At 42.6% G+C, this 22,304-nt stretch carries 17 protein-coding genes; 4 read left to right on the forward strand and 13 right to left on the reverse strand.

The genetic code is table 11. From position 1 onward, the window contains the following. The 8 genes from AC6RV6_RS25515 to AC6RV6_RS25550 form a co-directional block, all read right to left on the reverse strand. The coding region (locus AC6RV6_RS25515; protein ID WP_500243703.1) for a hypothetical protein at positions 1-1,423 on the reverse strand (1,423 nt) is incomplete at its 3' end. 14 nt (positions 1,424-1,437) lie between these two features. Next, a complete protein-coding gene (locus AC6RV6_RS25520; protein WP_500243704.1) occupies positions 1,438-1,965 on the reverse strand; it encodes a phage tail protein in 528 nt (175 codons plus the stop codon). Continuing rightward, on the reverse strand, positions 1,965-2,123 hold the full coding sequence (locus AC6RV6_RS25525; RefSeq protein WP_500243705.1) for a hypothetical protein: 159 nt from the start codon (positions 2,121-2,123) through the stop codon (positions 1,965-1,967). The genes AC6RV6_RS25520 and AC6RV6_RS25525 overlap by 1 nt, the downstream gene beginning before the upstream one ends. Further along, complete coding sequence (locus tag AC6RV6_RS25530; protein ID WP_500243706.1) at positions 2,111-4,492, reverse strand: hypothetical protein; 2,382 nt, start codon at positions 4,490-4,492, stop codon at positions 2,111-2,113. The genes AC6RV6_RS25525 and AC6RV6_RS25530 overlap by 13 nt, the downstream gene beginning before the upstream one ends. Positions 4,493-4,595: 103 nt before the next feature. Continuing rightward, entirely contained in the window at positions 4,596-4,886 is a 291-nt protein-coding gene (locus AC6RV6_RS25535) for a hypothetical protein (protein WP_500243707.1), read from the reverse strand. A 13-nt stretch (positions 4,887-4,899) separates the two neighbouring features. Beyond that, on the reverse strand, positions 4,900-5,379 hold the full coding sequence (locus AC6RV6_RS25540) for a phage tail protein (RefSeq protein ID WP_500243708.1): 480 nt from the start codon (positions 5,377-5,379) through the stop codon (positions 4,900-4,902). A 192-nt stretch (positions 5,380-5,571) separates the two neighbouring features. Beyond that, positions 5,572-6,036, reverse strand: coding sequence for a phage tail protein (locus tag AC6RV6_RS25545; protein WP_500243709.1), 465 nt, complete (start codon positions 6,034-6,036; stop codon positions 5,572-5,574). Between the two features lie 38 nt (positions 6,037-6,074). Then, the gene (locus AC6RV6_RS25550; RefSeq protein WP_500243710.1) at positions 6,075-7,814 is read right to left on the reverse strand and encodes a phage tail sheath family protein; all 1,740 of its coding nucleotides are present in this window, start codon (positions 7,812-7,814) and stop codon (positions 6,075-6,077) included. Positions 7,815-7,934: 120 nt separating this feature from the next. Between AC6RV6_RS25550 and AC6RV6_RS25555 the strand changes: the two genes are divergently transcribed. Further along, positions 7,935-9,206, forward strand: a complete 1,272-nt coding sequence (locus AC6RV6_RS25555) for a Pvc16 family protein (RefSeq protein WP_500243711.1) — start codon at positions 7,935-7,937, stop codon at positions 9,204-9,206. Positions 9,207-9,454: 248 nt separating this feature from the next. Continuing rightward, positions 9,455-10,090, forward strand: a complete 636-nt coding sequence (locus tag AC6RV6_RS25560; protein ID WP_500243712.1) for a hypothetical protein — start codon at positions 9,455-9,457, stop codon at positions 10,088-10,090. A 5-nt stretch (positions 10,091-10,095) separates the two neighbouring features. Here the strand turns inward: AC6RV6_RS25560 and AC6RV6_RS25565 are convergent, their stop codons facing one another. The 5 genes from AC6RV6_RS25565 to AC6RV6_RS25585 form a co-directional block, all read right to left on the reverse strand. Further along, the gene (locus AC6RV6_RS25565) at positions 10,096-13,113 is read right to left on the reverse strand and encodes a peptidase domain-containing ABC transporter (protein ID WP_500243713.1); all 3,018 of its coding nucleotides are present in this window, start codon (positions 13,111-13,113) and stop codon (positions 10,096-10,098) included. A gap of 165 nt (positions 13,114-13,278) precedes the next feature. Then, on the reverse strand, positions 13,279-13,662 hold the full coding sequence (locus tag AC6RV6_RS25570) for a RidA family protein (RefSeq protein ID WP_500243714.1): 384 nt from the start codon (positions 13,660-13,662) through the stop codon (positions 13,279-13,281). Positions 13,663-13,677: 15 nt separating this feature from the next. Next, the gene (gene hflX, locus AC6RV6_RS25575; protein ID WP_500243728.1) at positions 13,678-15,375 is read right to left on the reverse strand and encodes a GTPase HflX; all 1,698 of its coding nucleotides are present in this window, start codon (positions 15,373-15,375) and stop codon (positions 13,678-13,680) included. A 49-nt stretch (positions 15,376-15,424) separates the two neighbouring features. Beyond that, on the reverse strand, positions 15,425-16,114 hold the full coding sequence (locus tag AC6RV6_RS25580; protein WP_500243715.1) for a type 1 glutamine amidotransferase domain-containing protein: 690 nt from the start codon (positions 16,112-16,114) through the stop codon (positions 15,425-15,427). A gap of 77 nt (positions 16,115-16,191) precedes the next feature. Next, the gene (locus AC6RV6_RS25585; protein ID WP_500243716.1) at positions 16,192-17,046 is read right to left on the reverse strand and encodes a pathogenesis-related family 1 protein; all 855 of its coding nucleotides are present in this window, start codon (positions 17,044-17,046) and stop codon (positions 16,192-16,194) included. A 140-nt stretch (positions 17,047-17,186) separates the two neighbouring features. Between AC6RV6_RS25585 and AC6RV6_RS25590 the strand changes: the two genes are divergently transcribed. Together AC6RV6_RS25590 and AC6RV6_RS25595 are read left to right on the forward strand one after the other, a co-directional pair. Beyond that, on the forward strand, positions 17,187-17,708 hold the full coding sequence (locus AC6RV6_RS25590) for a M67 family metallopeptidase (RefSeq protein WP_500243717.1): 522 nt from the start codon (positions 17,187-17,189) through the stop codon (positions 17,706-17,708). Between the two features lie 71 nt (positions 17,709-17,779). Next, the gene (locus AC6RV6_RS25595) at positions 17,780-22,255 is read left to right on the forward strand and encodes a CHAT domain-containing protein (RefSeq protein ID WP_500243718.1); all 4,476 of its coding nucleotides are present in this window, start codon (positions 17,780-17,782) and stop codon (positions 22,253-22,255) included. Positions 22,256-22,304: the final 49 nt, after the last annotated feature.

The following is a 22,304-nucleotide window of genomic DNA, read 5'->3' on the forward strand; positions in this document are numbered from 1 at the left end:
TACTGTCGGAGATAATATCTTGATGAGTTGCTTGAGGAGTCGATAAGGTAGGAGTCTCAGAAAGCGATCGCTGTATTTCTGGAGTCGGACTTTCTGCAATATTATTACTGTCGGAGATAATATCTTGATGAGTTGCTTGAGGAGTCGATAAGGTAGGAGTTTCAGAAGGCGATCTCTGTATTTCTGGAGTCGGACTTTCTGCAATATTATTACTATTGGAAACAATATCTTGATGAGTTGCTTGAGGAGTCGATAAGGTAGGAGTTTCAGAAGGCGATCTCTGTATTTCTGGAGTCGGACTTTTTAAAGATTCCTCTTGAGGTTGAACTGATTCTGAAGAGGATAGGTTAGAAGGTTTCGGAGAGGCAATTTCATTTACTCGTTGAAGAACTTTTCTTGCAATGGGCAAGGTATTTTCAATTGCATTGGAGGTAAATTTACTCAGAGAAAATTTAGGACGAGGTTGAAGATTATTCTCTGAATAAACATCTTGATATCCCGGAAGTTCTGCAAGAGGAATGTTTGAGGGCGATCGCTGTACTTCTGGAGTTGTATTTTCTGAGATACTATTACTATCAGAAACAATATCTTGATTGTTTGTTTGAGGAGTCGATAAAGGAGGAGTCTCAGAAAGCAATCGCTGTACTTCTGGAGTTGTATTTTCTGAGATATTATTGCTATCGGAAACAATATCTTGATGAGTTGCTTGAGGACTGGATAAGGGAGGAGTTTCCGAAAGCGATCGCTGAATTTCTGGAGTCGGAGTTTCTAAAGACTCCTCTTGAGGTTGAACTGATTCTAAAGGAGAAAAATCAGAAGATTTTGGCGAGGTAATTTCACTCACTCGTTGAATAACTTTTCTCGCAATCGGAACAGTATTATCAATTATATTGGAGGTGAATTTACCCAAAGAAATCTTTGGACTAGATTGAATATTGTTCTTTGAATAAACATCTTGATATCCCGGAAGTTCTGAGAGAGAAGGATCGGAAGGCGATTGCTGGATTTCTGGAGTTGTACTTTCTGCAATATTTTTATTTTCTGAAATAATATTTTTTTGAGAGATTTGAGGACTGGATAGGGGAGGTATATTTGAGGACGATCGCTGAATTTCTGGTGTTATTCTTTCCGAAATATTGTTGCTTTTGGAGACAATATTTTTATTGATTGTTTGAGGAGTCGAGAAAGAAGAGTCTTGACGTGCTTGAATTGGACCAGTTGAACTCTGTTTCCCATTTCCCATTCCCCATCCATCTCGAGGAGAATAACTCCAATTTCTCATTGTTCCACTCTCTTCTAAATTAGCAATAGAAGGAAGTGGAGAAGTACCCAAAGGTAATGTTGACTGACCCAATTTTTTTCGTTGAATGGGTTGTCCTAAAGGAGACTTAATATAATTGTGTCCGAGAGGTGCTAAAATCATAATATACTCAGCATTTATTGCGATCCATTTCTAATCCTTGACTCAATAAAATCTCCTGAAGAATGGCGAGTTACTCCTTCGATCGCACCTCCTCCTTGCGATCGCGAAATTTGCAATCCTTCGTAAGCAAGGGTTAATTCTTCAATGGCGATATCATTCGCATCTGCTTTGAGATCGGGAGTTTTCCATTCAATCGGGACAGCACCAATTAATGTCCAGCATTGCATTATTTTTCCGGCTTGATTAAATAATAAAATATTAATATTACGTCGTTTTGTCGGCTTTTTCATCACGGAGATGACCCAATTCCAAAAACCTAGATCGTCGGTAACTCCTCGCTTCAGCGTTACATCAGAATACTCGACTTGACCGAGAATAACACGCTGTTGATTATTTGCACCGCCAGCAAAATGCTTTTGGGATTGTACCTTTGCAGAAAATCCCGAACATTCGCTAAAAGATGCTGCAATATTGCTTTCAATTTCCACATAAAAGCGGTTGGTTGTTACCAAATTCGCCGTGCGATTTCCTTGTTCAGTCATTATGTTAACCTCCTTGAATTTCCTTGCCGATCGCGCTGATTTTCGGCTTCTTCTTGCATTAACCGATAAACACGATCGGTGAGTTTTTGTAATAAAAGCGGATCTTGTTTAATGCGATCGGCAAGTTTGGTAATTTGTTGTTCTGTTAAATCTGGCATTGTCCTCCTTTAATTGTAACTTGTGCTGTAGTATTGGGAAGATTAATTACAGGAATTAATCCAGCTTCTCGCAATAAAAACTGTCCTTCCAAGGTTAAAAGAATTTTAGCAAACTTTTGACCTGCTTCGGAATCTGGAGAAGAAACTACTGCTAACGGATAGCTAAATTCATATTTTTCAATTTGATCGGGATTTCCCCAGTAACTCCCTTTATCATCGCAGAGATCGACTTGTGGAGAAAGTCCGCGATCGTAATTATCCTTGACAACTTGCTGACCATAAGCGAGAGGATAAACAGAGCATTGACCTAATACCATACTCAGCCAACCAAACCCCAAACTTCTTGCTCTTTTGTTGTTATATTCAGCAAACATTGTACCAAAAATATCGTAGGTTGTTAAGGATTTATAACTTTGAATCTGTTGTTTTTGTTCGTTGAACTTCTGGTTCATCCAATTTTGTAATGACTCAATATTTCCTACTTGTTTTTCCTGCATTTTTTCTAGAAAAAAAGTTCTCACATCTCTTTCAAATGGAATATAATCGATCGCATCAGAACTTTCTTCTTGATTATCTTGAGGATCTCGAATAATTCTCAGATCATTCTCGTTGATGAGAAAGCGATCGAAGTTAATTTTTCCGTCTAAATAGATTTGTCTTTCGAGTTGTGTTGGCTCTATTATCGAATCATTATCAAAATTTTGCTTGACAACATAATGATTATTAAAAGGAATAAAGAAAACTAGAGCATCGTAAGCAACAATAGTTTGCTGTAAACCATACTCTTTCAATTCAGATTGCTCCATTTTTCTCATCAAAGCAAAACGTTGCTGTTGATTTTCAAGGATTTTTAAAATATTGGAATTATTTGTTTCTTTAACAAAGATATTATCATAATTTAAGCTCAATCGTTGTTTTAATTTTGTTTCAAGATTAGTATCATTAGCAGCAACTAATCCCGTCTTTGAGAAAATACGTTCCCAAGTACTTTCTCGTTCAATTAATCCAAGTTGAGGGGAATTCACAAGAATTTCCGATCTTTCTATGTTAGCGATATAACATTCATGGTTTTCTGTGATTCTTTCTTCTGGTTCTTGAGAGAATATATTGGTAGGGTTAGGAAGTTCTACACCGAGAGGTCTGAGGGGAATTCTAGCAAGAACAAATATGAGAAAACAAACACCGCAAAAAACTGAGATCGTTACTAATCCATTAATGCGCTTTTTCGTTTTTAGAGGTGTTAAAGGTGTTAAAGGTAAAATAAAATGTTCGCGATCTAAACTTTCTTGAAATTCTTCCTCAATTTTGTCTCTGAGAGAAATTAATTTATTTCTGGCGAGATCGGCGCTGGTAAATTTTCCTCTTTCTAAATCTTGCAAAAATCCATATAAAGTTTTACTTTTTTTCTCCTGCAAATACTCCAATAAACTTAGGTTTTCTCTTCTTAAAGATTTAATGGTTTCTACTTTTCCCAACCATAAATTAAAACCAATTTCTCCTAAATGCTGTAAATCTTTCTGTTTCTCAGTCTGCGATGCGGCTTTTTCTTTCAGCAAATAACGAAAATCGGTAAATACTTGTAGGTTAAACACATAAATCCAAAAGTTTTGACCTGCAAAATTACTCTGCTCCTCATTAGCTACCCATAATAAATTATCAAGTGTTAAGTTGCCATGAGCTAAACCGAGTTGTAGTGTTTCTTGGGATAAACGCAGTTGATAATGATGTAAAAACCATAAACTTTGTAGAACGAGATCGAGAAATCTTACTACTTGAGGAACAGCGATCGCGCTTTTTTTATCGATATTTTCAATATATTCGAGATGTTCTCTCAACGTCCAACTTTTCTTTGGCCGTTCTGCGATCGCATAAATTATATTCTCTGAAGGCGATCGCGTTGCAATATTGGTAGGAATAATCAGTCGAAATTTATCTCGTTGTAGGGGACTCAAACTAAAACTTTCTACTAATTCTGACAGTTTCTCTTCGATTACTTCTCGAGAACGATCGATGCGATCGCAAGAATATTCAAAGATAAAAATAGGTTTATCGCTCTCAGTATGAATACCTTTATAAATTTGAACTGCTTCTGTTTGCTGATAGCAAGAAAGTAGATCGTAAGGAAAGTCGCGATCGCTTTCAACTTTTCCATTTTCATATTGACGAAAAAGATCTTGACTATTACCCTCAAATGTATCTTGAATCCTATTCGTTGGTGCATCGCTTTCTAATTCTGGTGGAAGATCGAGAATCTGTCTCTCTCGTCCATTCAACTGTCTCAATTTTGGTCTGGAAATGTCAATATTTTCGTAGGCTTTTTGTCCTTCTAAACGCGCACGCTGAGAGAATACTCGTACTGGATTCTGCACGAAGTTTCTTAGTGTTCTAAATTTGTGTAGAATTGGATTGACGAGATCGGGAAGTGCCACGATAATATCTTAAGAATGGGTTCTAAAATTAGGAGAGAAGGCGCTATTCTTCTAAACCATTAATCTGACGATAAAATTTATGTAAATAGTTCAGATCGTCCGCAAAAAGTGCTTCAATGACTTCAGGAGTTATCTCTTCCAATGCTCCCAAACGAGTAATCACTCGCGCTAGAATCACAATGGTAGAATAAGCAGGATTTGCTTGCACTCGCGGATCTTGGAGGGGTTCAATTTCATCCACCGCACGCGATCGCCGCATGATTCCTTTACGATGTAAATTATCCTCGCGATCGAGATACCCTGTTGGTAACGTAAACTCAAATTCAGTTTGCATAAATTAAAGGCTCTTATTTGGTGCGTTTAAACGTTTCCACCGCTAATTCTAACTCTTCAATTTCAATATCAGTGCTACTCGCACTCACATCACTTACCTTGTAACGACTCGGCCAAGCACCAAGGAACTCAAATCTCGCTTTCTCTTGTCCGGATTGATCGTAAATGGCTAAAGAACCATCTCGTACTTGTTTCGCCCAATTTCCTTGCTCCACTGCATCAAACCATTGCCACAAGGTCGTTGAATTCGTCATCCCTCGCTTTAAAATAATATTCCCTGTATCGGAAGATCCGGGTACTTTAGTGTGAATGGCACGTCCTTTTTTGGATTCTCCCCATTTTTGCGGAGTCACTTCAGCGAACTTAATTACCTCTTGAGTGCGCTCAAAGCCCTGACATTCTAAAAAAGTTGCATCAACTGTATCATCGCCATTATCTAGCTTTAGCTCCAAATAAAAGCGACTTGCCGTAAGAATTTCTGCAAAGTTAGACATTATTTTTGCGAATCTGAACTGCAATCAGTAGGTTGGGTTGCACGTCAGCAAAATTCAACGAAAGGCGATCGCGTTGAGTTTTGGCTCCTAACCCAACCTACATTTTTAAACACAAACAAACAATTCCTGCAAGCACGAAACGTAGGTAAAAAATAGAATAAAAAGTGCATTTTCCTGTTTCTTCAAACAAGACTATTGAACTCGTTTAATTCCTTCGTGAACCAACTCGAGAGATTCATTCGCCATATTAGAATCCCCAGCCGTAAACGTCGGTCCCTCGTATTTACAAGGGTATGCTTGAATGATTTCCCAGCGTGCCTTCATCGACCCAGCTTGATCGTAAGCACTTACCGATGCAGCTTTTCGATTAGCCGACCAATTGGACGAACCCGCATCATTGCTATTGCAATTTTTATACCATTCATACAGGTCTTTGTCCGTTGTGGCCACCAATTTAACCGCGACATGGGTAAATTTTTCGCTGGTGGGAGTTGCTTGACGGCGTTTAGCACCGCCTTTACTCGACCCAAAAACGCCACCATCTCCAGCCGGAGGAGATTCTACCGATAACCCGGACACTTCGAGAACTTGCTTTTCAGAAACGCCATCTGCTTCAAAATAAAAGCGACAACCTGTTAATAATTCAGATTCAGCCATTGTTATGCTCCTTTAGAAAACAATTTCAACTTCAAAACCTAGCGATCTTCATTGGGAGACCATTGACTAATGCGGAAAATAATAAATTCCGCCGGACGCACCGGACAAACCCCAATTTCAACGTACAAGCGACCTAAAATCATCGTTTCTGGGGGATTCAATTCCTCATTACATTTAACATAAAAGGCTTGTTCGGGAGAAGAGCCAAATAATGCCCCGTCTCGCCAAATCCGTTCGAGGAAATTGCTCACCGTGCGCGTTACTCTCGCCCATAAATCTTCATCGTTGGGTTCAAAAACTGCCCATTGCGTACCATCTTGAATCGATCGCTCGATATAGCTCATTAAGCGGCGCACGCTAATATAACGCCATTCCGTTATATCCTTTTCGACCAAAGTCCGCGCCCCCCATATGCGAATGCCGCGATCGGGGAATTTGCGAATACAATTAATCCCCATAGGATTCAAGAGTTCTTGTTCGCGGAAATTGGTGTTATAGGCGAGACTAACGACTCCTCTCGGCGTAATGTTTGCCGGCGCTTTATGCACTCCTCGACTCTCATCCGTGCTGCACCAAACTCCCATCATATGACCGCAAGGAGGAACAAAAATTCCTGCACCGTTGGCTCGGGGGTTAGGAACTTTAATCCAAGGATAATATAGGGCGGCAAACATCGAACGGCGCCCCCATTCTTGCAACCAGTTGGCAACATCTTCCGGCTTACTTTGTTCGGGAGCAACGGGAAGGGTATCATGTGCTTTGACCGGCGGTGGATCGAGAACCACCATGCGATGAGTCGATTGTTCGCAGTTGGTAATCATCACCTCCATAATGCCGTGAACTTGCTCGAGATTGAGCATTCCATGTTGGTAGGCCAGCATTAAATCCGGACAAGCAACAGTAGAAATTTCATCAATTTCAAAGAGTCCTTGAACTCCCGTTCTTCTCTTCTGATTGCCATACAATTTAGGGAAGAGTTTTTTGGTGGGATAGACTTCTAAAGGCGGAACGACTTCATAGGACTTATTCGCTGGTCGCCGCGACAATGCCGAACCTCTCGCATTGCCTTCCAGTCCGGAAATATCGATCGCCTCGAGTAATTCCGATTCTGCCAATGCCGTTTCCACATAAGTCCCCTCAATGGTTGATTTATCCATCGAAAGATAACGATAAGGTCCTTCGATCGTTTCTCCTTTTTGCTTGATGGTGACTTGAAAATATTCTCCTGTATCGAAGGGTTCTTCATCATCGCTTTTTTCGGGATCGGGAGTGTCAGATTCTACCAATACTTGAAGGCGATCGCGAGGAATCTCTTTTGCGATCGCACCTCCACTCGTCCCTTTATCTGTCTTAGTCAAAGCTCCATTTTGAGCAGATGGAGGATCTGATTTAAACTTAAACTCCAAACAAAGACGCTTTCCTGCTGTCGTTGCTTGAGTGGGAACAGCCTCCTGTGTGGGAGTATCTGAGGTGGGGAGTTGCGTACCGATACTCACGACCCAACATCGCCCCCCTCCATTTTCAAACCATCCCCGCACCGCAAAAGGCAGATAGGCATCAAAATCCGTATATCCATCGGAGCCAGTCTTGGCAAAGGATTCCAGATATTGATTCCAGTCCGTAATTAGTTTAGGTTCAAAGAGTCGAGCATCGCCGCGCACATCCTCGGTAAAGCCGACGAAACCCGCGACGCTCATATTCACTCCTTCGATGGGGCGACTGCCGCGGTTCATTTCCTCGACATAAACCCCAGGAGCGGAATAATCTAAACGAGCCATAATAGCAATGTCTATCTGAGTTGCTTACTAGGCTATATCATATCCCAATCTCTGAAAAAGTTGTTCAAAAAAGTCACTTAATTTTTTGTTACTTTTTCTCATTTCTTATCATTCAATACAATGAGCAATCATCTCGCTATTGCAACCGTCACCGCCGTCCTACAAAAAATCTTACTAGAGGAAATTCGCGAAGATTTGCCCGGTGCAACAGTGACGACAGCACGACCGGATCGAGCAGGTGGTAGCCCTCCTAAAGCAGGAATTAATATTTATTTATATCAAGCGACACCGAATCCAGCATGGCGCAATGCCGATTTGAGAACGCGCCGTCCCAAAGGGGATTTAATCAAACATGGGCAGGCAGGACTAGATTTGCATTATTTATTAACATTTTATGGCAACGAATTAGAACTAGAACCGCAACGATTACTCGGTAGTACGGTAAGGGCTTTGGTGGATCGTCCTATCGTTACCCCAGAAACAATTCGTGCCACGTTAACGGGATCGAGTTGGTCTTTTTTGCAGAATTCTACCCTCGCAGAACAAGTTCAATTGGTTAAATTTATTCCTGCGATGATGACGGCGGAAGAATTGTCGCGCATCTGGTCGATCTTTTTTCAAATTCCCTATTCTTTATCTTTTGCTTATCAAGCTACTGCTATTTTAATTCAGGGGGAAAAAGCTGGTAAGGCTGCGTTACCCGTACGCGCTCCTCAGTTTAATATTGCCGTTTCTCGGCCTATTATTGAAACAGTGGAATCAGTTCGAGGAGAAAGCCGCACGATCTTTACCAATAGCGAAATTCAGATCCGAGGTCGAGATTTTCGCGGCGATACCGTTCGCGTTCAAATTGGCAGTGCGACGTTAACCCCCGATCGCATTGAGGATACTGAAATTCGCTTACGATTATCTCCTCATGTTGATGAGTTGCGGGTGGGGGTACAAAGCTTGCAAATTTTTGCCGATAGCACAATTGTTCCGGAAAGCAACGATCCTGAAACTGGAGAGATCCGCGAAGCAAAAATCTCTCGGGGGGTTTCCAATACTGTTCCTATTATTATCTGTCCGCAAATAGTCGGAGAACCGAGAGTCGCAAGAGTAGAATCAGAGGAGGAGGAAGAAGATTATCGGCTGGCAATCATTGAGGTTGATATGCTTATCGTTCCAGAACAAAGGGTATTTTTATTAATCAATCGCATTGAGGATGGAGTGAGTTCAATTATTCGCTCGCATCGACGCGATCGCGACACCCGAGAACTCCATTTTCGCCTCCGCAATCTCGATTCTGGGCGTTATTTAATCCGCGTACAAATTGACGGTGCAGAAAGTCCTTTAATCATGGATTCGCAACAAAGGTATTCGAGACCCAATTTAGTTTTAGAAGAATTTTAAAAAATTAAGTTAACCTTATATTGTTTTTTTATACACAGGAGACAATGTTGACACGAGACCTAAGCATCAGGAAAAATTGGCGCGATCGCGATCGCGTTTTTTGGCAAAATGAAATTGAGAATCTTCCCCATACCAATAATACTTTTGTTCGATCTGCAATCGCTAACACTCAAGAACATTATCCAGACAGATATAAGACGATTGCCGAAAGAAGTGATTATTATGCGGTTATAGATGCTTTGGCCGCAGTGGGAATCTTACCGAGAAAAATCAGATTTTTTGGTGCTGCATCTCAAGTGACAAACACTAAGAATGTAGGGTGCATTGAGAGAATAATAGGTAAAATTCTGCATTCGGAAGCGGCGATCGCTCTTTTGTCTGACATCAATCAAAAACTATTTGACGTGAATATGAAGATCGCGAGAAAACTCTTGAATGTTAACGCGATTATAGATCCGAAAAATCCAACTTCAACTCAATCCATATCAGCGATTCATTTTGACTTGAATATGGTAGAATTCGAACAGAATATTCTGGAGGAGTATTTACAAACAAAACTCGAATGTCTACCCCAAAAAGAGCGAGAGAAAGCCATTAAAGATTGTAACCGAGATCTCAATTTTTCAGGTGCGATCGGGACTATCCTCAAATTAATTGCCGATACGCAGCCGATGCAATGGGCTCGATATGCTTTGGCGGTTGAAAAACTAGATTTTCTGAAAAGAAAGCACCGAGAAGCTATAGGCAAAGCAATTGTTTTATCACTTCATCAAAATACTTTTCAAGACTATAAAGCTCATATTATTAGTGGTGTCATCCCTACAGAAAAATTATCTGAGGATTATCATAATAACGCAAGAAAGTCAATATATATATCAACCTAAACGGATTAAGCTCGTTTGACATCCTGTTGTTGATAAAGCGCAAAATAGCGACCTTGCAAGGCCATTAATTCTTCATGGTCTCCTTGTTCCACGACTGCACCAGAATCCATCATTAAAATAATATCGGAATGCTTAATCGTGCCGAGGCGATGGGTAATAAAGAAAACCGTGCGATCGCCAAATTCGCGAGCCAAATTCGCGCAAACTTGTTGTTCGGTGGGATAATCTAGCGCACTGGTGGCTTCATCCAAAATCAATAAAGCCGGACGTTGTAGCACGGTTCTTGCGATCGCAATTCGCTGTCGCTGTCCTCCAGAAAGAGAGGCACCCTTTTCCCCGACGCGAGTATTATAACCGCTTGATAAACCCATAACAAAATCGTGGGCAGCAGCAACTTTTGCAGCCTCGATAATCTCTTCGCTAGAGGCTTCAGGATTATTCATGGCAATATTTTCTTGAATCGTACCATCGAATAACAAAGGATCTTGAGGAACGACCCCAATTTGTCGCCGCACGGAATATAATTCTACTTTTGCCACATCATAACCATCGACAAAAATACGCCCGGATTCGATTTCATAAAGCCGCACTAAAAGTTTGGTTAGAGTACTTTTTCCCGCCCCACTTTTACCAACGATTCCCACAAATTTTCCGGCAGGAATTTCTACACTCACATTCACCAATTGTAAAGGGGTGTTGGGTTTAAAACGGAAAGAGACATTTTCATATTTAACATGACCTGTAATGGGAGGCATGGGAATATTACCTTTATCTTCTTCCGCTTCTTGAGGCGTGTCGATAATGTCTCCCAATCGTTCTAAAGATAACCCGACTTCTTGGAAGTTTTGCCAAAGTTGCGCGAGGCGTAATAAGGGGCTGGTCACGTAACTGGCGATAATTCTGAAGGCGATTAACTGACCTAATGTTAACTCTTGTTGTAAAACTAAATAAGCTCCGACCCATAAAACTAATAAGCCAGAAAACTTGTTTAAAAAATTACTGCTGGAGTTGGCTAATGTCGAAGTTTGTACGGTTTTAAACCCGGCCGAGACGTAACGGGCGTATAATTCTTGCCAGCGCCAACGCGATCGCAATTCAATATTTTGTGCTTTTACGGTTTGAATTCCCGACATCACCTCAACTAAATGAGATTGGGTTTGGGCATTGCGTTCCGCTTTCGTTCGCAACTGTTGGCGAACAATCGGAGAAAAGAGCAGGGTGATGAGAATAAAAACGGGAATAACTGATAAGGTCACAAGGGTTAATTGCCAGCTATAAACCACCATGACCACGATATAAACCACAGAGAAAACCGAATCTAAAACCACCGTTAAGGCTGTTCCTGTGAGAAAAGAACGAATATTTTCTAACTCATTGACGCGACTGGACAGTTCCCCCACGGGACGGCGATCGAAGTAGCGCAAAGGTAAGCGCAATAAGTGATCGATAATCTCCGAGCCGAGGGTCATATCGATGCGATTGGTGGTATCAACAAACAGATAGGTGCGAACGGTACTGAGAATGGCTTCAAAAATTGCGACAGCAAGGAGAAATATTCCCAAAATTTGCAAGGTATCGGCGCTATTTTGGACGATAACTTTATCGATAATAATTTGAATAATGAGGGGATTGGCTAACCCAAAAAGCTGCACGAGAAAGGAAGCCACAAAAACCTCAATTAAAACCCCTTTATAGCGCCAGAGTGCCGGCACGAACCAAGAAAGACCGAATCGTTTTTTCGGCGTTTCTTTCGTGGGTTGAACGAGAAGAATTTGACCGAATTTCTCCCATGTTTCAATAAAATCGGCGGGTTTGCGGCGTAGAATGCCCAGTTCTGGGGAACCGATGACGAGTTGGCGATCGCTAATTTCGTACAAAATCGCCCAACTTTCCTGCCAGCGTACCAAAATTGGAGGTTCTAACCGAGTAATCGTTGTCGCGGGAATATTCACCATTTGGGCATTGAGTCCCAAAAGCTCGGTAACAGCACCTAAGTGGTACAAAGACAAACTTCCTTGACGCTCGACTTGTTGTGCCAATACGCGGCGAATCACTTCTCGGCGAAACGGAACTTTATAATATTGACAGAGCATTTGGAAGCAAGCGACAGTCCCATCGAGTTCGCCACTGCCGCGAACGTGAGGATACTTAATCTGCTTGTGTTGGGGCTGCGTCTCTAAAGCCAAGTATCCTTCGCGAACTTCCGGTGCGTAGGGGATGACCGCCGAGATATTTTCTGAGGGGGGAGTTGCGCCGTCAGAGGAAACTGCGTCTTGGATTCCCGTTTCTGTTCGGCGCTGACTGGTTAAATCTGCACGAAGAAAACCCAGTAAACGGGCGGGAAATTTACCCTTCACGTTCAAAACGCGCTGATTTTCTGCGAGTTTTAAAGGTTCCCCCGCAGAGATATTGTCAATAATGCCGCCGCCACTCACTAACCAAATCCAATCGGGATCTAACAAGGGCTTTAAAAGAGGGTTAGTGAGAGAAGTTCGTCCGGGGGGTAAATTGCAAAGTTGTACGCTTTCACTGGCTTTCGTTGCCAAGCGTTTGAGGTCGCGAGTGCCTTGGACTTGAATAAAGTCCTGTTTGGTGAGGAGGGCGAAGATTTCAGCCAGAGAAACGTTTTGTTCAAAATATTCGGCAAACGGGCGGTATTCTTTGAGGAGGAGTAAAAATTGTTTGGCATCGAGGGTGAGACAGATTGTTTCGGTTGAGGCGATCGCTGTTTCACAAGGCAGTCCCCGCAAAATTCCGACCCAACCTGCGAGAGAGCCAACTTCCAGCAATTTGAGTGTCAAGGGCATTTTTGTCGTAGGATCGTACCCCAATAATCGCGCTTGTCCTTCGTAAAGCAAGACAATATTTTGAGGCAGTTTGTCTCGCAAAAGAATCGTCTGTCCCATGCGATAGCGTAGAAAGCGCATTCCTCCTGCTAATTCTGCTAAGGCCACATCGGGAAGGCGATTAAAAGGGGTTTGTTGCTTGAGAAAAGCATTAATATCCGTGACAGTGTAGCTCATGCAGAAGCCCCGACATTACCGATCCATCTCAGGATACAGAATTGGGAGGGGAAAATCTAGCGATCGCGATTTTTCTAACTTTATAGCATGACGCAAATACGTTTCTTGGTCATCGATCGCGGTTTGTTGAAAAAATGGCTGCGAAAGCATGACGCAAAAAAATTATCATGCGATCGCTTCTGCCTCAATTTCTATTAACATATTGGGATCGATCAAGCGACTCACCTCAATCATTGTCGAAGCTGGGCGAATCTCCGCAAAAAATTCCCCATGCGCCCGTCCGATCGCTTCCCAATCATCAATATTCGTCACATACATTCGCGTTCTGACGACATTTTGCCGGCTGACTCCAGCTTGTTTTAAAGCGCCTTCAATATTGTTGAGGGTTTGCACGGTTTGTGCGTAGGGATCGCCAATGCCAATAATTTTACTATTTTCATCGGTCGCCGTTGTCCCAGAAATATAGACCATATTCCCGACGCGAACTGCCCGAGAATAACCGACAAGAGATTCCCAAGCTCGTCCGCTACTAATATTTTGCCTGTTCATATTTTTGTTGTCGTTTTACCCATTCCACTGCACCAATTGTACGAGTTTTTGGCGCAAATTTTCTAAACCAATGCGATCGCTAGCGCCAATAAATAAGGCTTGAGGATGTTCTTCTTTGGCTCTGGCGAGGGCTTCGCTTCCGACTCGATCCAACTTATTAAAAACCAACAGGATCGGACCCGGTACTGAGGGCATTTCTGACAAAATTTTCATCACTGAGCGAATTTGACTTTCCCACGCGGGATGGGAAAGATCCACCAAATGGATAAGTGCATCGGCTTCTGTGACTTCTTCCAATGTTGCCCGAAACGCATCGACTAAAGCGGGGGGAAGTTCGTGAATAAATCCGACGGTATCGGTTAACAATAAATTAAAGGGTTTTCCCGTGTCCGGATCGCTGACGGTTAAACGGCGAGTGGTGGGATCGAGGGTGGCAAATAAACGATCCTCGGCGTAGACTTCGGCGTTAGTCAGGGCATTCAACAAGGTCGATTTTCCGGCATTGGTGTAACCGACGATCGCCACGGAGGGAACATCTTTGCTTTGCCGTTTTTGGCGCAGGCGCGATCGGTGGGCTTGTAACTCATTGACCTCTTTTTGCAAGCGCGTGAGACGGCGTTGAATGGCGCGGCGTTCGGTTTCTAACTTTGTTTCACCGGGTCCTCTCGTCCCGATCCCACCCCCCAGCCGAGACATGGCTAAGCCGCGACCCATCAAGCGAGGTAACATATATTCTAATTGTGCTAACTCGACTTGTAATTTCCCGGCGCGAGATTGGGCGCGTTGGGCAAAAATATCGAGGATCACTTCGGTCCGATCTACTACCCGGAGACCAATTTGGCGTTCGAGGTTGCGTGCTTGGGCAGGAGAGAGGTCGCGATCGAACACTACTAAATTCGCACCCATTGTCTGCACTGCGAGGGCAATATCCTCCACTTTTCCCGCCCCGACGACGGTTTGGGGGTGGGGCTGAGTGCGTTTTTGTGAGAGAACTCGCACGACTTCCCCTCCCGCCGTATCCACCAAGCGTTCTAACTCCACCAAGCCATCGCTAAAGGCGCGATCGCTCATTTTTTGGGTTTGCAGTCCGACAATGGCGACGCGATCGCGGTTCTCGTCAACATCTAAGGCGATATATTCCCGACGAAATTCTGCCTCGAGTCCTTCCACCAGCTCGAGAAAATTTTGCTGGCTTAAAATATCAAGACTTAAAGGAGAAGATAGCATCCAGTAAATAGGCTCGCGATCGCTGCGTTCGGTTTGCGGGATGAGGTGAGCGTAATACGTTTCCCCAACATATCCGGTTGCCCCACCTCCTCGCCGTTCAAAGCCTTCTCCGGTCAAGTTCAGGGCGACCAAGGCATCCAAACGCTGGATGACCATAGCTGTCAAACTGGCAGTATGAGGAATCTCGGATTTTAAGTTCGTGGCAATGCAGCGAATACCACACAAACGTTCTGCCCCATAACGCGGAAGTTCGAGAGGAGGGATTTGCGTTTGACGGGGGGTTCCCACTCCCACGCGCATGACTTGTCCCCGACGGTTGACATAAGCGCAGACATTATCCTTAATCTCGGTACTAATGGCGGCGAGTCGTTGGGCAAATTCGGGGGTTGTCAGGCATTCTTGAGGCAAGCGTTGTTGATAAAGCCGCTTGAGTTGCTTGGTCTGACTGGGTTTGAGTCCTTGCGGGTTGCCGTAGATGGTTTCGATAAGCGCTTGCTCCAATGCTGTAATGTATTTATTTTAACCAATTGCACTGTTAGGCTGTGGCAGAGGTCAATATCTCTAGAATGGCCTTGGCTGCAGGTTCTGAGGAAAGGGGATTTTGACCCGTCACGATTTGTCCGTCTCGCACGCAATGGGCAGAGAAAGGCTCGGCATTTGTGAAAGTTCCCCCGAGTTCTTTGAGCCGCGTTTCTAAGAGAAAAGGAACGACTTTATCGAGTTCGACGGTTGTTTCTTCAACATTGGTAAAACAAGTTAACGATCGCCCTTGGAGAATGGAATTTCCTTGTTTATCTCGGGCGCGAACTAAGGCGGCGGGTCCGTGACAAATTGCGCCGATCGCTTTACCGCGATCGTAAAAATCCCCGACTAATTGGGCATTAATTTCATCGGCGGCCAAATCCCACATGGGTCCATGTCCGCCGGGGTAAAAGATGGCGGCAAAATCTTCGGCTTTAATTTCTTTTAAAGGAACGGTTGCAGCGAGTTTTTCTCGGGCTTCTTTATCTTTATTAAAGCGTTGAGTGGCTTCGGTTTGATATTCAGGTGCAGAACTTGTAGGATCGAGGGGAGGCTGTCCGCCTGCCGGAGAAGCAAGGGTGACTTCGACTCCAGCATCGACAAAGATATAGTAAGGTGCGGCAAATTCTTCGAGCCAAAATCCCGTTTTTCGTCCGGTATTGCCCAAGGTATCGTGAGAAGTCAAAACTATTAAAATTTTCATGTTCAATCTCGGGTAAAGAGGCGATCGCTTAGTCATTCTATAACCATACAAACTTTACCTTAAACCCGATCGCATCCCTAATACGGTTTTCGTCCGATAATATTTCCGGGAGGATTGTAGTTGCAGACCCAAACCTCGCGATCGCTATTTCTCGCCACAGCACAGCCAACTTCTCGGGTACTTTCCCAGACGACTTGGGTATAGTGACCGCACATTTTTCCGGGCTGACAGCTATTATTAGCATAGCTATAATCTTGCACTTCATTTCCCCACATATCTACTACTCTTTCCGGGCTTAATTGCTGTCCCGATGCAGAGGCTAAATTCTCCCCATAAGATAAGTTTTGACGGTGTTCAAATTTATTTTCTCGTAATAGCTTGTTTGCCCACTCTTGCGCGTAATTGGCTAAATTTGAGGACCATTGTACAGGAGGAACGTTCACTGTGTTTCGCCATTTATTATGAGCATTTAACATTTGCTCAATCCCGGCTTGACTGGCTAGATCGTAAACATTCGTGGCAATTCCTCGCTGTCGTGCTTCTTCTAAGGTTAAAATGCGATCGCGAGTCACGCCTGTTTCTGTTGAATTATTGGCAACATAAGAAACGCTATATTGTTCTCCGGTCGAACTATTCCACCCCCAGCGCGTTAAAATAGCCTCGTGCCATTGTCCTTGTTTGCGAACGTAAACCGGACGACCATCGAGAGGAATGCTTGGGCTTTGCACAATTAAAGGATTATCTTGTGAATTATTTTGTAAACTATTGTCCGGTCGAGTATAAGAGACAGTTTGGGTATCTTGAGTTTGCGTTGAATTGGGCAAAACTTCATCCAAAGATTGAAATTGCAGAGCGCGAGGAGCCGAAGAGAGTCGCCAGATACTCGCGAGGGTTAAAATAGATAAAGGAATTAAGATTTTTTGTAGTGCCATAATCAAGATTCTAAAATCATGAATGTCCATCGCATAATATATTGCGATCTTAACTTACTTTCTCAGAAGCGACAAGCCAGTTAATAGTCTTTTTCAAAAAATAAATCTATTTTTAACAATTCATATTGCTCGGAGTTTTGATGGTTATTCAGATCGATCCAGAACAGTTTAGCAACCTTGTTTGTCATGCAAAAGAAACCTATCCAGAAGAATGCTGTGGGATTATCTTAGGAAAAAATGAAGAGGATAGGGCTTTGCCGCACTTGCGCGATCGCAAGGTTATTCTCGATATTATTCCCACTCAAAATATATGGCATGAAGAATTAGCAGCAAGTTTACCAAAAATCGTCGATCTACCCGAACGTAAGGGTCAAAAAGAGAGAAACTTTTTTATCGCCCCTGAAGCACTTTTGCAAGCACAAAAACAAGCTAGAGAACAGAATGCGATCGTGTTAGGATTCTACCATTCTCATCCTGATGCCGCCGCGATTCCTTCTGAATTCGATCGCGCGATCGCTTGGTCTGGCTATTCTTATCTTATCCTCTCTTTAACTCAAGGAAAAGTAGAAGAATTGCGAAGTTGGCAACTCGATGAAACTCGACAATTTCAGCCAGAAGAAATCAAAAATATACAGAGTGAGAATAAAGCAAAAAAGCCATAAAACTCGATTTGACAATTGCCAATTTTTAAGGCTACAGTAAAATAAAAAATGAACTGTTTGAGATGAAGGTTATGTTTTCTCGTCTACCTCGCTGTAGCTTCTGGATTTCTTGCTTATCTTTTGTTGGTTTACTCTCTTTGGGTAATATCGATCGTGTCGCTCGGGCAGACTCTATTGTTCCTGCAGTTGATGGAACTCAAACCAGTGTAACAGTTAATGGTACGACCTATAATATTAGTGGAGGAGTGCAATCGCAAGACGGAGCGAATTTATTTCATAGTTTTGAACATTTTGGTTTAAATGCCACAGAAATTGCCAACTTTCTCTCACAAACCAATATTCAAAATATTCTTGCTCGGGTCAATGGAGGCGATCCTTCAATTATTAATGGTTTAATACAAGTCACAGGAGGAAATTCTCATCTTTATTTAATGAATCCAGCCGGAATCATTTTTGGTGCAAATTCGAGTTTAAATGTTACGGGAGACTTTTTTGCAACAACGGCTACAGGAATTGGGTTTAATAATGGCAATTGGTTTCAGGCATTCGGAGACAATAACTATCAATCTTTAATCCGAAACCCTATACAATTCACCTTCGCTCTCGAACAACCTGCCCCGATTATTAATGCTGGAAATTTAGCAGTTAATGATGGCAATAACCTCAATTTAGTAGCAGGAAGTGTTATCAACTTAGGAACAATTGAAGCAGAAGGGGGCAATATTCTCCTTGCTACCATTCCGGGAAGTAATCGCGTTAAAATTTCCCGAGAAGGATATCTTTTAAGTTTAGAAATTCCGACAGACGCGATCGCCACAGGATTTAATCCTCTCGAGTTACCGGAATTATTAACAGCACCTGAAGTAAGAAACGCGATCGCAGTTGGAAACGAGAATGCGATCGCGCAATTCCCCTTAAATAGAGGAGATATTTCGATTGCGGGACAAATTAGAGGCAGAGACGTACATCTCGCAGCAGCCCATCAAATTCAGATTTTACCGAGTGAAATACCTTTGATTCAAGGAGAAGGATTAGACAGTGCGTCTAGCGTCACTTTATTTGCCGAAACAACAGACGCTCCTCTTGCTTCAGTTTTTATTGACGAGACCGTATCCGATTATCAAACCTTACTTTATGGTGGAAGATCGGGGACAAGAAGCGTTGTTGTCAGACGAGAAGAAAATGGTATTAACTTAATAAGTGAAGCGCTATCTCTGCTCGAGCAACAAGGGCAAAAAGTAGATGAGATTCATATTATCTCGGAAGGAAACGCAGGAAATTTTTGGTTAGGAAATGCCTTTGTCAGTGCAGAAAATTTTGCAGAGTATCGAGACACATTTCAGGATTGGCGATCGGCATTGAGTCCGAATGCCGATATCTTGCTCTATAGTTGTTTTACAGCATTAGGAGAAGCCGGAGATGCACTATTAAATAATATTGCCAGAGAAACAGGAGCAGATGTCGCAGCCTCGACGAATTTAACCGGGAGTAGTATCTTGGGAGGAGATTGGGTTTTAGAAAAACAAATCGGTGCGATCGATGCCGATATAGCATTTACCAATTCTATCTTAAATGCTTATACCGATACATTAGATACATTAACAGTAACCAGTAGTGCTGATAGTGGCTCGGGGACATTACGAGATTTGATTAATAGTGCTGGAAGCGGAGATGAAATTCGTTTTAGCACGAATATGACAATTTTTCTGAACCTAGAGCTTGATATTAACACGACAACATTAACAATTGATGGTGGCATAAACGATATTATTTTAGATGGACAAAACAACTCCCGTATTTTTGATATTATTAATTCTACTGTTACTCTCGATAACTTAACAATTCGCAATGGCAAAACGATTGGGGATGGTGGTGGAATTTCAATTAACAATAGTAATATAACAATTAACAATAGTACGATTTCTGGGAATTCTTCTGGAGTAGGATTTGATGGCGGTGGGATAGGCAGCAGGAATAATAGCACATTAACAATTAATAGCAGCACGATTTCTGGAAATAATGCAGTAGGAACAGGAGCAGCAGGAGGTGGAATTAGTACCAAGGATACGAATGTAACCATTACAAATAGTACAATATCGGGAAATTCAGCAGAGGAAAATGGAGGAGGACTATTTATTAAAGACAGCACTGTAACAATTAAAGATACTACGATATCGGGAAATTCTGCCACTATTGAAGGAGGAGGAATTTCACTGGACGATAGTAATTCTGTCACGATGACAAACTTGACAATATCGAGAAATTCTGCAAATAATAATGGTGGAGGAATTTTTCTCGATAGTCAAAATGGCAATTTAGTTTTATCGATAACGAATGCCACTATTTTTGGAAATAGTACCAACAATGAAGGCGGTGGAGTTTATTTTCAGAATAGCGGTGTTGGGTCGGCAGAAATATCTATTTTAAATAGTATTATTGCGGGCAACAATGCAGGAGATTCAGCAACGAATGATACTAGCGATGATGGTAATATTACAATTACAGATCGCGGTTATAATCTCATTGGCATTGATAATACAGGAGAATTTACTAACAGCAATACTCGAATTAGTATTAGCACCAGCGATCTCAATCTTTCCCCACTCGGAAGTTATGGTGGCGAGACCCAAACCCATGCTTTATTACCCGGAAGTATTGCCATTAATGCCGGAACTTCTTCAGATGCGCCTGATGTAGATCAAAGAGGATTTGATCGCAGCATTGTAGATATTGGTGCATTTGAAGTGAATGCCGATCTAGAGGCAACGTTTATGGTAGATGGCGAAATTACTTTTCTGAGTGATACTATTAACGTAACGCTTAATCTTGTTAATAATGGACCCGATGCGGTGGGAGCGATTTCCTTACAACTTACCTTTCCTGACGGTGTATCGTTGAATAATTTTGAACCTTCTACAGGCACGTATAATGTCGATACAATGATTTGGACGATCGCAGAAATTGATGGTAGTTATGATACAATTGATGCAGAGGCCAGTACCGAACTCAATCTCTTTCTAACTGTTACAGAAAATAATTCGGCAACATTAGAATTTGGTGTAGAAATTCTTGGTTTTACCGGAGAGACAATTAATGTTGATAATGATATTTCTACGATCGCTGTTAACTCGATCGCCACAGCAGGAGGATGCCCGCCCGAGTGCGGTAATGTTGAAGAAAACTCAGATGAATTTTTAGAATCTACCAACTTTTTTGTTGCAAGTAATACAGGTGAATCTTTATTCGATCCCGGTGTGGAGGAAATAGAAGAAGCTGTAACCGAAGAATTTGCCCAATATTTTGACTTAGGCGATCTTGCTTCTCCTTCTCTCGCGCAAACACAAAAAACCCTACAAGATATTGCCAAACAGACAGGAATTAATCCCGCGATCGTCTATGTAATGTTTTCTCCTGCTAACATCAGCGATCGCCCTTCAGAGACTCTCCTTGCTGCCTCAGAAATCCTCCATTTCAGCGATCGCGGTTTAGAATTAGCCGAGGCTACAGGAATTTCCGATAGCGATATCTTACAACTGGTTCTGGTGACAGCTAATGGAGAAGTCGTTATGCGACAATTGCCGGAAGCCACCCGAGAGCGAGTGATGAAACAAGCAGATCGACTCCGAAGCAGTATTACTAATATTCGCCGTCCTACAGCTTTTCTCCCCTCTGCTCAGCAATTGTACCAATGGATAATTAACCCTCTCAAAGATGACCTCGAAGCCAGAGAAATTGATAATATTGCCTTTATTTTGCATGCAGGATTGCGATCGCTACCCATCGCTGCTCTTCACAATGGCGAGGATTTTCTCATCGAACGCTATAGCATAGGTTTAATGCCTAGTTTGTCTCTCATAGATACCACCTATAAAGATGTGAGGAATGTTAAGGTTTTAGCTATGGGAGCCTCCGAGTTTACCGAGCAAGCCCCTCTCCCAGCAGTTCCTTTAGAATTAGAGATTATCGACCAATTTTGGCAAGGAGCATTTTTTCTCAATGAAGAATTTACCTCAGAGCGGCTGAAAGGCGAACGCCAGCAAGCCCCTTACGGTATCGTTCATTTGGGAACTCACGGGGAATTCCGAGCTGGAAAACCCAGTCAATCGCATATTTTCTTGGGCGATCGCAAACTATCCCTCGATCGCATGAGAGAATTGAACTTAAATAATCCAGCCACGGAATTATTAGTTTTGAGCGCTTGTCAGACAGCTTTAGGTGACGTAGAAGCAGAATTAGGATTTGCCGGCTTAGCCGTAGCTGCAGGGGTAAAATCTGCCTTGGGGAGCTTATGGTACGTGAGCGATGAAGGAACATTAGCATTGATGGGGAGTTTTTACGATCGCCTGCGAGAAACCCCGATTAAAGCCGAGGCATTGCGTCAAGCTCAATTAGCCTTGTTACGTGGAGAAACACGGTTAGAAGACGGCAATATTTTCCTCTCTGATACCTCTTTTCCTCTCACTCCCGAACTCGCTAAACTCGGCGATCGCATTTTTATCCATCCTTATTTTTGGAGTGGATTTACCCTCATTGGCAGTCCGTGGTAATCCATTATCAAGTATCAATGCTAAGGTAAAGATAGAATTAATTCTTTTA

This window comes from Spirulina sp. LEGE 11439, from assembly GCF_059821285.1.

Coding starts and splice junctions, on each gene's coding strand:
- AC6RV6_RS25520 (WP_500243704.1), bottom strand. CDS start 1,965: ATGACTGAACAAGGAAATCGCACGGCGAATTTGGTAACAACCAACCGC.
- AC6RV6_RS25525 (WP_500243705.1), bottom strand. CDS start 2,123: ATGCCAGATTTAACAGAACAACAAATTACCAAACTTGCCGATCGCATT.
- AC6RV6_RS25535 (WP_500243707.1), bottom strand. CDS start 4,886: ATGCAAACTGAATTTGAGTTTACGTTACCAACAGGGTATCTCGATCGC.
- AC6RV6_RS25540 (WP_500243708.1), bottom strand. CDS start 5,379: ATGTCTAACTTTGCAGAAATTCTTACGGCAAGTCGCTTTTATTTGGAG.
- AC6RV6_RS25545 (WP_500243709.1), bottom strand. CDS start 6,036: ATGGCTGAATCTGAATTATTAACAGGTTGTCGCTTTTATTTTGAAGCA.
- AC6RV6_RS25550 (WP_500243710.1), bottom strand. CDS start 7,814: ATGGCTCGTTTAGATTATTCCGCTCCTGGGGTTTATGTCGAGGAAATG.
- AC6RV6_RS25555 (WP_500243711.1), top strand. CDS start 7,935: ATGAGCAATCATCTCGCTATTGCAACCGTCACCGCCGTCCTACAAAAA.
- AC6RV6_RS25565 (WP_500243713.1), bottom strand. CDS start 13,113: ATGAGCTACACTGTCACGGATATTAATGCTTTTCTCAAGCAACAAACC.
- AC6RV6_RS25570 (WP_500243714.1), bottom strand. CDS start 13,662: ATGAACAGGCAAAATATTAGTAGCGGACGAGCTTGGGAATCTCTTGTC.
- AC6RV6_RS25580 (WP_500243715.1), bottom strand. CDS start 16,114: ATGAAAATTTTAATAGTTTTGACTTCTCACGATACCTTGGGCAATACC.
- AC6RV6_RS25585 (WP_500243716.1), bottom strand. CDS start 17,046: ATGGCACTACAAAAAATCTTAATTCCTTTATCTATTTTAACCCTCGCG.
- AC6RV6_RS25590 (WP_500243717.1), top strand. CDS start 17,187: ATGGTTATTCAGATCGATCCAGAACAGTTTAGCAACCTTGTTTGTCAT.
- AC6RV6_RS25595 (WP_500243718.1), top strand. CDS start 17,780: ATGTTTTCTCGTCTACCTCGCTGTAGCTTCTGGATTTCTTGCTTATCT.